Origin of the sequence: Maribacter sp. (assembly GCF_039968975.1) — a bacterium.
Classification (GTDB): domain Bacteria; phylum Bacteroidota; class Bacteroidia; order Flavobacteriales; family Flavobacteriaceae; genus Maribacter.
The window spans coordinates 1-10,230 of the sequence record NZ_JBDVOT010000061.1 but is presented as its reverse complement, the minus strand read 5'-3'; the positions used below and the strand labels follow the sequence as shown (position 1 = coordinate 10,230).

Below are 10,230 nucleotides of genomic sequence, written 5' to 3'. Positions count from 1 at the left end.
CGCAGCGGCAGATAAAGACCCGAAACTCATGGCAGATACATTGACTATACTACCTGGTCTAAACGGTTTTCTACGATTGTTATGCTCACCCATAACTTTTGCACAAGGTATGAAACTGGGCTCCGTTGCATTTGGGTGATTTGCAGGCACTTCATAACCGATCATTCTATTCTTTACGAATATATGCTGATGTGCATATAGATCTCGGTCAGAACCAAAACCTTCATAATTGTTTTCCTTTTTTGCAGAAGCATAGATCCACCCTCTTTCAATTCTATTAAAAGGAAGTTCTTCTCTATTATTGGCAACAAAATATTGTCGCATTTCTGGACCAATGCTTTCTAGCCAATAACGTAAGTGACCCACAACGGGGAAGTTGTGTTTTATAGTATGTCTCTTTTGTATAAAAATATCATAGATTGCTACTATTAAAAGAAACAAAAAAATCCAAGTCCACCATGGTAGACTTGGAATACTATCAAGAAATTGATTCATCAAAATTATCCTTTTGGTTGCATTTCTAATCTTGGAGTTTTGTCATTGTCTAAATAATCAAAACTCATTTGTGTTAATGTTTTTACTCCTAATAACATACCACTATCATCTATCAGAAAATCTGGGGTGTGGTGTGGGTAGGACGCCGTAGTACCTGGTGTCATTCCTCCTAAAAAGAAAAATAGACCTGGTACTTTTTCTTGGTAAAAAGAAAAGTCTTCGGCACCGGTTACTGCTTTGGCAACTTTTACATTTTCAATTCCGGCTACAGCTTGTATGGTTGGTATCATTTGTTCTGTAAGTTCTGGATTGTTATAGGTAATAGCTGTTCCAGAAGCAATATCTACAGTTGCCTCTCCTTTGTATGCTTCGGCAATAGATTTCACCATTTCTTTCATACGTTGGTTAAGTTGCTTTTGCATATCATAATCCAAAGTTCTAATAGTACCTACAATTTCTGCGGATTCTGGTATAATATTGTTACGAACTCCAGAAGTAATTTTACCAACTGTAATAACGGCAGCTTCATTGGTTAAATTCATTTCTCTACTGATAATGGTTTGTAGGCCGTCAATTATTTTAGCGCTAATAAGTATAGGGTCAACACCGGACCATGGTTGTGAACCGTGGCTTTGTTTTCCTTTTACATTAATTTGAAATCTCTGTGCAGCGGCCATAGTACCACCAGACTTGTAACGAATTGTTCCTACCGGCGTTTGTGAATTTATGTGAAGACCAAAAATAGCATCAACATCAGGGTTTTGTAATACACCTTCTTTTATCATTAAAGCAGCACCACCTTCTTCTCCTGGAGGAGCTCCTTCTTCTGCTGGTTGAAATATAAATTTAACAGTTCCTTTTATCTTGTCCTTGTTTTTTGACATTACTTCGGCTACGCCCATTAATATTGCTACATGTGTATCATGACCGCAAGCATGCATAACACCCACTTCTTTACCCTGATATTCAGATGTTACGTTGCTCTTAAATGGTAAATCATTTCTTTCTGTTACCGGTAGGGCATCCATATCTGCTCTTAAAGCAACAACCTTACCTGGTTTGTTACCTTTTAATATGCCTACAACACCTGTATGTGCTACGCCTGTCTGAACTTCTATACCTAATGACTCTAAATGCTTGGCTATTTTTTTAGAGGTCTCAAATTCTCTGTTAGAAAGTTCTGGATGTTCATGAAAATACCTTCTCCAATCTATAACCTTATCTTCTATTGCTTTATAATCTTTTTCCAGATTTGGTCCTTGCGCCTGAACGGAAACCCCAAATAGGATAATGGCCAGTAATCCCAGTTTTTTCATAATATATATTTAAGTTAGTAAATGTAGTTGTGTAACAAATATATTGATGTATAGGTCATAATACTAAGAATGTGTTATTGATTTTTAATTAATTATGAATTTGAAAAAAATAGATGCTTTTGTTTATAAATCTAAAACACTTCACTTTTACTATCCCTCATTTATGGCTAAATTTACGTTACTAAAAGAAAGAAAATTTGAGCTCATTTATAGATGAATTGAACGATGCCCAAAAAGCTCCTGTTTTGCATAAAGACGGACCTTTAATGGTTATTGCTGGTGCCGGGTCAGGTAAAACTCGTGTACTTACATATAGAATTGCACACCTTATGGCGCAGGGGGTAGATTCCTTTAATATTCTGTCCTTAACATTTACCAATAAGGCGGCGCGTGAAATGAAGGAGCGTATAGCGCATATAGTTGGTGCCAGTGAAGCAAAAAACCTGTGGATGGGTACTTTTCACTCAGTATTTGCAAAGCTTCTGCGTATAGATGGTAGTAAGTTGGGTTATCCTGCTAATTTCACTATTTATGATACCCAAGATTCTCAGCGTCTTATCGCCTCTATTATAAAAGAAATGGGGCTTGATAAGGATATTTATAAATACAAACAGATTCAAAATAGGATTTCGTCTTTTAAAAATAGTCTTATCACCGTAAAAGCTTACCGTAATGATCCAGATTTGGTTGAGCAAGATGCCATGGCGAAAAAGCCAAGAACAGGTGATATCTATGAGAATTATGTAGATCGTTGCTTTAAGGCAGGTGCTATGGATTTTGATGATTTACTATTACGTACTAATGAGCTTTTAACGCGCTACCCAGATGTGCTGGCAAAGTATCAAGATCGATTTAGATATATTTTGGTAGATGAGTATCAAGATACTAACCATTCGCAGTACTTAATTGTAAAGGCGTTGGCCGATCGCTTTCAGAATATATGTGTGGTAGGTGATGATGCACAAAGTATCTATTCTTTTAGAGGAGCGAACATTAGTAATATTTTGAATTTTCAAAAGGATTATGAGAATGTAGGGATGTACCGATTAGAGCAGAACTACCGTTCTACAAGAAATATCGTAAATGCCGCGAATTCCGTAATTGGTAAAAATCAAAATCAGATTGAAAAAGTAGTTTGGACGGATAATGATGATGGTCCTGCTATTAAAATTCATAGAAGTACTACCGATGCCGAAGAAGGTAGGTTTGTAGCAAATTCTATTTGGGAACATAGAATGCAGCAACAAATGACCAATGGTCAATTTTGTATATTATATAGAACAAACTCCCAATCTAGGGCTATGGAAGATGCCTTACGTAAAAGAGATATTCCGTATCGTATTTATGGCGGACTCTCATTTTACCAACGTAAAGAAATTAAAGATGTGTTGTCTTATTTGCGTTTGGTCATTAACCCTAAAGATGAAGAAGCTTTAAAAAGGGTGATAAACTTCCCTGCAAGGGGAATTGGTGGAACTACGCTAGATAGATTAGTTGTTGCTGCCAATCATTATAACCGTTCCATTTTTGAGGTTATGGAAAATATAGACCGCATTGATTTAAAAATAAATGCGGGTACTAAACGTAAATTGACAGACTTTGTAACCATGATCAAGAGTTTTCAGGTCATGAACGAAACTGTAGATGCCTTTGCATTATCTGAACATATAGCCAAGAAAACCGGTATTCTTTTAGAGTTTAAGAAGGATGGAACTCCGGAAGGTATTGGTAAAATGGAGAATATTGAAGAGCTTTTAAATGGTATAAAAGATTTTGTTGAGGGTCAGAAAGAGATTGATGAAGCAACAGGAAATATTAGCGAATTCTTAGAAGATGTTGCCCTTGCTACCGATTTGGATAATGATACTGGTGATGACGATAGGGTTGCGTTGATGACCATTCACTTGGCAAAGGGACTTGAGTTTCCATATGTATATATTGTTGGTATGGAAGAAGATTTGTTTCCGTCTGGTATGAGTATGAGTACGCGTAGTGAATTAGAAGAGGAGCGAAGGTTGTTTTATGTTGCTTTAACCAGGGCAGAGAAACAAGCGTATTTGACATATACGCAAAATAGATACCGATGGGGTAAATTGATAGATGCAGAGCCTAGTCGTTTCTTAGAGGAAATAGACGAGAAATATGTAGAGAACCTGACTCCATTAGATGGTGGTTACCGTTACAAATCCCTTATCAATGCCGATATATTTGGTGAAGTTGATAAGAGCAGGTTGCGTCAAGAAAAACCAAAAAGAGGCACGCCGCCAATTGTTGGTCAACCAAATACCGGGCAACTTAAAAAATTACGTAAACTAAAGCCTCAGCTATCCGAACCTGTTGGGAATACCAATAAAATTGATCCAAACCTGACAGAAGGTTCATTAATCAACCATACGCGTTTTGGTCGTGGTAAGGTGGTGAAAATTGAAGGTGCCGGAAATGATAGAAAGGCAGAGATAATGTTTGATAAAGGAGATATAAAAAAGCTATTGCTACGTTTTGCCAAGTTAGAGGTATTGGGGTAAAGCATAGTTTTTTCGAAAATTTGGCTTAACTTGATAAGGAAAAAATGGAAAAAAGCAGCTTATATTCGGTTTTACTGACAATTTTTCTTTTTGGATGTTCAAGTTCACATATAAAAGAACTAGATTCAAACCTAATGGTCACTTCGGAATCTGAAGAAGTTGAACAGATAGTTATAGATTCTAATGCTAGTGGTTATTGGGATACTGCTGTTTTGGTTTGGAGCGATGAATTTGAAGGAACGACACTTTCAAATGAAAATTGGTCTTTTGAAAGTGGTAATAACGGATGGGGAAATAATGAGCTCCAAAATTATAGGTCAGAAGGGAATGCTGAAGTTAGTAACGGTACTTTGAAAATTACGGCTAAACTAAATACAGATACTAACATTGAAGGAGAATATACATCTGCTCGTTTAAATAGCAAGAAATCTTTTAAGTTTGGTAGAATGGAAATTCGAGCAAAATTACCAGAACATAAAGGAAATGGTACCTGGCCAGCACTTTGGATGTTAGGTAGTAATATACAAACAGCGGGTTGGCCATTGTGTGGCGAAATTGACATGATGGAATATGTGAGTTTTAAACCAAATAAAACTCATTTTACTATTCATAGTAAAGCAAATAACCATACCAACGGTACTGAAGCTACTTCTGGTGCCGTGGAATTGGAAACAATTGAGGAAGATTTCCATAATTTTGGAATTTTGTGGTCATCAGAGTACATAAAATTTTATGTTGACGATATAGAGAATATTCAGTTTATTTTTAAAAGACCAGCTAATAGTACAGTAGATAATTGGCCGTTTTCTAATCATTTTTATTTTCTGATGAATATTGCAGTTGGTGGAAATTGGGGAGGACTCGAAGGTGTTGACCCATCAATTTTTCCGGCGACGATGGAAGTAGATTATATTAGAGTATACCAAGTAAAATAAATATAAGAATTGGCAGAATTCATTAAAATATATGATGAGAACCCAAACCCTAAAGAAATAAAAAGGGTAGTGGAAGTATTGCGTAAAGGTGGCTTGGTTATATATCCTACTGATACGGTGTATGGCTTAGGTTGTGATATTACCAATACAAAGGCATTGGAGAAAATTGCACGTATTAAAGGCATAAAACTAGCAAAGGCAAATTGGTCTTTTATATGTACAGATCTTAGTAACCTGTCTGATTATGTACGGCAAATTGATACTGCCACTTTTAAAATATTGAAAAGAGCTTTACCGGGACCGTATACTTTTATCTTACCTGGTAACAACAATTTACCTAAGGAGTTTAAAAAGAAAAAGACGGTTGGTATTCGTGTACCTGACAATAGTATTGTCAAAGCCTTGGTTGAAGAACTGGGTAATCCTATTGTTTCAACTTCTATTCGTGATGAAGATGACGTTCTTGAATATACCACAGATCCTGAATTAATTTATGAGAAATGGGATAACCTTGTTGATATTGTTATTGATGGTGGTTATGGCGGTAATGTGGGTTCAACAATTATAGATGTTTCTTCAGGTGGTACGCCAGAAGTTATTAGGGAAGGTAAAGGAAGTTTAGATATTATTTAAAATCAAGAAAATTAGGCATAAAAAAAGCGGCTCTTTTGAGCCGCTTTAATTTTATACACTAATCAGTAATTAGTTATTGATAGCAGGATCTTTCATTCCTTCTTCAATCATACTATAGAACTGATCGATTTTTGGAAGAACAACGATACGAGTTCTTCTGTTTTTAGATTTTTCAGTTGAAGATACCGGTACATATTCAGCTCTACCAGCAGCAGTCATACGCTTAGGATCTACATTGAAATCATTTTGTAAAATACGTACAACGGCAGTAGCACGTTTAACACTTAAATCCCAGTTATCCAATAAAGAACCGTTACCTCTGTAAGGCACATCATCAGTATGACCTTCTACCATAAATTCAAAATCAGGCTTGTTGTTTACTACTTTGGCAACTTTACCTAAAACTTCTTTAGCTCTACCAGTAACGTTGTAGCTACCACTGCTAAATAATAATTTATCAGAAATAGAAACGAAAACAACACCTTTTTCAACGCTGATCTCAATATCCTCGTCATCCATGTTTCCAAGAACACCTTTTAAACTTTGTACCAAAGAAAGGTTTACAGAATCTCTACGTGTAATAGCGTCATTTAATTTACGAATCGTTAAATCTTTTTCTTGTAAGCTTTCTAAAGATTTCTCCAAGTTCTCAGCACCTTTGGTAGTCAAAGTTGTTAAGTTGCCCATATTGTTAATCAACTCTTGATTGTTCGCTTTTAAGAACGCATTTTGATCTTCTAAGGTTTGTAGCCTAGATGAAGCTGTTGCTTTTTCTTCCAAACAATCGTTTAGTTTAACTGTAGCCGAATTCAATAAATCTTGTGCACTTTTATGTTTAGCTTCAAGATCTGCGTACTTTTTTGAAGATACACAAGATGAAAGTAAAAGTGTTACTCCAAGACATCCTAATAATACTTTTTTCATAATTCTATTCTATTATACTTATTTAAGTGGTTTACTCTATTTTTCGCATCTAAGCAACTTCAAAATTATATAATTACCAAGTTACTTATATGTGTTGTTAGTTAATCTTTTACTAAAATGTTAAAATTACTTATTCTATGTACGAAGTAAGACCATACAATAGACTTCGTAGCATAGTATTTTCTGAGAAATTGTGTTTTTTCTCTTTTTTTATACATTTTTCTAAACTGTCTGTAAAAGCTTAAATGTGCCCTAAAAATAGCGAAAAAGTGTTTGAATCTTAACTGAAAAAGAAATCGTATTGCTGCAATACCATCTAAAAGCAATCTTAAGAAAATAATGATGAAAGCCTTTCTTCTTGGAAGGTTTTTTGTAATCGAGAATAAGGTATTTCTAAAATTTAGATATGTTTTTTTGGGGTTCATGTTACTTAAAGTTGAGCCACCCAAATGAAATACCTTAGAGGTGCCCACATAAAATATTTTGTAACCATGGTTTTTGGCACGCCAGCATAAATCTACTTCTTCTTGGTGCGCAAAATAGTCTTCATCAAAACCATTAAGTTCATGAAAGACTTCCTTTTTAATAAACATGCATGCTCCCGTTGCCCAAAATATTTCTCTTACATCATCGTATTGACCAGTGTCTTTTTCTAAAGTCTGAAATACTCTTCCTCTACAGAACGGGTAGCCTAGTTGGTCTATAAAGCCACCGGCTGCACCTGCATATTCAAAATGATCTTTTTTAAGTAAGTCAAGAATTTTAGGTTGTAGTATAGCTGCTTCAGGTACCTTGCTAAAGGTTTCTTTTATATGGGTTAGCCAGTTTGGGGAGACTTCTACATCTGAATTCAATAAACAAAAGATATCTGCATCTACATGAACCAAGGCGTCATTATATCCTTTGGTGAAGCCACCATTTTCAGTATTCTGTATAATTTTAACCGTAGGGTAGTTTGCTTTTACAAATGCCACCGAGCCATCGGTTGAGGCATTGTCGGCAACATATATATCTGCATCAGGAGAATAATTGATAACAGAAGGTAGGTACCTCTCTAAAAGTACTTCACCATTCCAATTTAATATGACTACAGCTATCTTCAAAACGATCGCAAATTAACGGCTAAAATCAGGAATTTCCTTCATAAATTCATATTTTTCCGCAATAAGGTCAGTTTGACAGTAATAATGTGAGAGTCCGTTCGTGACCATTAAAAAAGTGGCATTCAATTTAAAATTGTATTGTGCTATTTGATCAAAAGTCATTTGAGATATGGAAACCTCAGGAGCTTTACATTCTACAAGTATGTGCAGTTGACCGTTGGGTTTAAAAACTACAACATCATATCTTTTCTTTAAACCGTTGAGGGTTATTTGTTTTTCTACATTAATATGGCTGATTGGATATTTCTTTTCTTGGATAAGAAACTGAACCACATGTTGCCGAACCCATTCTTCTGGAGTAAGTACCAAAAATTTTTTACGTATAACGTCAAAAATCAAGGTTCTATTTTCGCTATTTTTGACCCTGAAAGTGTAGCTAGGGAAATTTAGTGGCTGCATTATACAAAGTTGATGATTTTTTCTGAATGGATGAAGCTGTACAAATAGTCAATGCAATTAAGAAAGGACAGATAAGTCCTATTTATTTCCTGTATGGGGAAGAAGCTTATTTTATTGATAAAATATCAGATTTTATAAGTGCCAATGTGTTGACCGAAGAAGAAAAAGGTTTCAACCAAATGGTATTGTATGGTAGAGATGTATCTATTGAGGATATCGTTGGTAATGCCAAACGTTACCCAATGATGGCAGAAAAGCAGGTGGTAATCGTTAAAGAGGCGCAGCACCTATCTCGTACTATAGAGAACTTATGTTCATATGCCGAAAACCCTCAACAATCTACAGTTCTAGTTATTTGTTATAAATACAAGAAATTAGATAAGCGTAAGAAGCTACATAAAATTATCAAAAAGAACGGGGTAGTTTTTGAAAGTAAGAAACTATATGAGAACCAAGTCAGTGATTGGCTAAGAAAGCATTTGGTAAGCCGCGGTTATACCATTTCTCATAAAGCCGCTCTGTTGTTGATAGAATACTTAGGTACAGATTTAGGTAAAATTAGTAAAGAGCTTGATAAGCTAAAATTAGTTTTGCCAAAACAGACGGAGATAAACCCACAGCATATAGAAGAACATATAGGTATAAGTAAAGATTACAATAATTTTGAGTTGAAAAGAGCTATAGGTGATAGGGATATTGTGAAGGCTACTAAAATTATTAATTATTTTGCCCAGAACCCAAAAGACAATCCATTCATACTGACAATTACCTTACTGCATTCATTTTTTACGCAGTTATTGCAGTATCATGGGCTAACGGATCATTCACCAAAAAATGTAGCTAGTGCGTTGCGTATAAACCCTTATTTTGTAAAAGAAATTCAAACTGCTGCAAGAAACTATCCAATGAAGAAAGTAAGCGGAATTATCTCTAGTTTACGTGAAATGGATTTAAAAGGAAAAGGAGTAGGGGCTACGCCAATGAAAGAAGCAGATCTTTTAAAAGAACTACTTTATAAAATTGTTTAGCTATTGCTAAGTAATCGTAATTTAAATGCTTTGACGTTTACTTGAAACTATTAGCTATAGTTTTCAATACTTAGCGGACTTGCCTTTTATTTATTTTTTATCTATTCCAAATTTACCAGGTCCTACTAATGAAATGGTGATAAAAGCTACTAAGTAAAACAAAGCTTTTTCTTTTGTGCTGAAATCATCGGCACCATGAGCAACAAAAGCAGCTACTGCCATAGTGATCGCTGTTGGTATTGCTGCTAAACGCGATTTAAAACCTATGATTATTAAAATAGGGCAAACGAATTCACCTATTACCGCTAAAAATAACGATGGAGCTTCTCCGATACCAAAAGGGTCGGCAAATTGAAAATCACCAGCAATCAGTTTTTGAAACTTTGGAAGACCATGAGTCAACATCATAGCTGAAATTGCAATTCTAAAAAAAGCTAAGCCGATATCTTTTAATAAAGTGTTTTTCATTTTAGACAATATTTACTTTAAAAGTATTGATTTTTTTTTGTTTTACTGAAATATATCAAATGTTGTAAGAGCTAAAACCTGTTTTTCTTTTTATATAATATATAGATTCCTTAGTTTTCAGTCAGTTAAAGAAAGACTATGAAAAAATAAAAATAGTTCGTTTTTTTTGGCAGATTTATGAGGTATAAAAAAATCCCAATTTATATGGGATTTTTCTTACTTAAAAACTTCGATTTACCTACCTTAATTTGGGGTAATCATTTGGTTTTACTTCGTGCATAATTGCATATACCTTTTCAAAAATATCTTCTCTATTAGGTTTTGAAAAGTAATCACCATCAGTT

9 protein-coding genes and 1 pseudogene are annotated in these 10,230 nt (G+C 34.8%); 4 read left to right on the top strand and 6 right to left on the bottom strand.

Annotated elements, in window-relative coordinates; all coding sequences use genetic code 11:
- Both ABJI11_RS04330 and ABJI11_RS04325 read right to left on the bottom strand, forming a co-directional pair.
- Positions 1-495 (bottom strand): annotated as a pseudogene (locus ABJI11_RS04330) (FMN-binding glutamate synthase family protein); the annotation flags it as partial.
- Positions 496-500: 5 nt separating this feature from the next.
- Positions 501-1,811 (bottom strand): amidohydrolase, encoded by a 1,311-nt coding sequence (locus ABJI11_RS04325; protein WP_348349753.1) that lies wholly within the window; start codon positions 1,809-1,811, stop codon positions 501-503.
- Between the two features lie 197 nt (positions 1,812-2,008).
- Here ABJI11_RS04325 and ABJI11_RS04320 point away from each other — a divergent pair, with 197 nt between their 5' ends.
- The 3 genes from ABJI11_RS04320 (at position 2,009) to ABJI11_RS04310 (ending at position 5,904) form a co-directional block, all read left to right on the top strand.
- On the top strand, positions 2,009-4,336 hold the full coding sequence (locus tag ABJI11_RS04320; protein WP_348349751.1) for a UvrD-helicase domain-containing protein: 2,328 nt from the start codon (positions 2,009-2,011) through the stop codon (positions 4,334-4,336).
- A gap of 134 nt (positions 4,337-4,470) precedes the next feature.
- Positions 4,471-5,271, top strand: coding sequence for a glycoside hydrolase family 16 protein (locus tag ABJI11_RS04315; protein ID WP_348349749.1), 801 nt, complete (start codon positions 4,471-4,473; stop codon positions 5,269-5,271).
- Between the two features lie 9 nt (positions 5,272-5,280).
- Positions 5,281-5,904, top strand: a complete 624-nt coding sequence (locus tag ABJI11_RS04310; protein WP_276493213.1) for an L-threonylcarbamoyladenylate synthase — start codon at positions 5,281-5,283, stop codon at positions 5,902-5,904.
- A 69-nt stretch (positions 5,905-5,973) separates the two neighbouring features.
- Here ABJI11_RS04310 and ABJI11_RS04305 read toward each other — a convergent pair whose 3' ends face one another.
- The 3 genes from ABJI11_RS04305 to ABJI11_RS04295 all read right to left on the bottom strand — a co-directional run bounded on the left by ABJI11_RS04305 (position 5,974) and on the right by ABJI11_RS04295 (position 8,390).
- The gene (locus ABJI11_RS04305; RefSeq protein ID WP_276493212.1) at positions 5,974-6,828 is read right to left on the bottom strand and encodes an OmpA family protein; all 855 of its coding nucleotides are present in this window, start codon (positions 6,826-6,828) and stop codon (positions 5,974-5,976) included.
- Between the two features lie 101 nt (positions 6,829-6,929).
- A complete protein-coding gene (locus tag ABJI11_RS04300; protein WP_348349746.1) occupies positions 6,930-7,931 on the bottom strand; it encodes a glycosyltransferase family 2 protein in 1,002 nt (333 codons plus the stop codon).
- 12 nt (positions 7,932-7,943) lie between these two features.
- Complete coding sequence (locus ABJI11_RS04295) at positions 7,944-8,390, bottom strand: type I restriction enzyme HsdR N-terminal domain-containing protein (protein WP_348349744.1); 447 nt, start codon at positions 8,388-8,390, stop codon at positions 7,944-7,946.
- Between the two features lie 26 nt (positions 8,391-8,416).
- Here ABJI11_RS04295 and holA point away from each other — a divergent pair, with 26 nt between their 5' ends.
- The gene (gene holA, locus ABJI11_RS04290) at positions 8,417-9,418 is read left to right on the top strand and encodes a DNA polymerase III subunit delta (protein ID WP_348349742.1); all 1,002 of its coding nucleotides are present in this window, start codon (positions 8,417-8,419) and stop codon (positions 9,416-9,418) included.
- A 90-nt stretch (positions 9,419-9,508) separates the two neighbouring features.
- On the opposite strand, the gene ABJI11_RS04285 is transcribed toward holA, so the two are convergent.
- Complete coding sequence (locus tag ABJI11_RS04285; RefSeq protein WP_348349740.1) at positions 9,509-9,886, bottom strand: DoxX family protein; 378 nt, start codon at positions 9,884-9,886, stop codon at positions 9,509-9,511.
- Between the last annotated feature and the right edge of the window lie 344 nt (positions 9,887-10,230).

Bases quoted from the DNA above. Each gene is read 5' to 3' on its own strand.
- ABJI11_RS04305 (WP_276493212.1), bottom strand. From the start codon at position 6,828: ATGAAAAAAGTATTATTAGGATGTCTTGGAGTAACACTTTTACTTTCA.
- holA (WP_348349742.1), top strand. From the start codon at position 8,417: ATGGATGAAGCTGTACAAATAGTCAATGCAATTAAGAAAGGACAGATA.
- ABJI11_RS04325 (WP_348349753.1), bottom strand. From the start codon at position 1,811: ATGAAAAAACTGGGATTACTGGCCATTATCCTATTTGGGGTTTCCGTT.
- ABJI11_RS04285 (WP_348349740.1), bottom strand. From the start codon at position 9,886: ATGAAAAACACTTTATTAAAAGATATCGGCTTAGCTTTTTTTAGAATT.
- ABJI11_RS04315 (WP_348349749.1), top strand. From the start codon at position 4,471: ATGGTCACTTCGGAATCTGAAGAAGTTGAACAGATAGTTATAGATTCT.
- ABJI11_RS04295 (WP_348349744.1), bottom strand. From the start codon at position 8,390: ATGCAGCCACTAAATTTCCCTAGCTACACTTTCAGGGTCAAAAATAGC.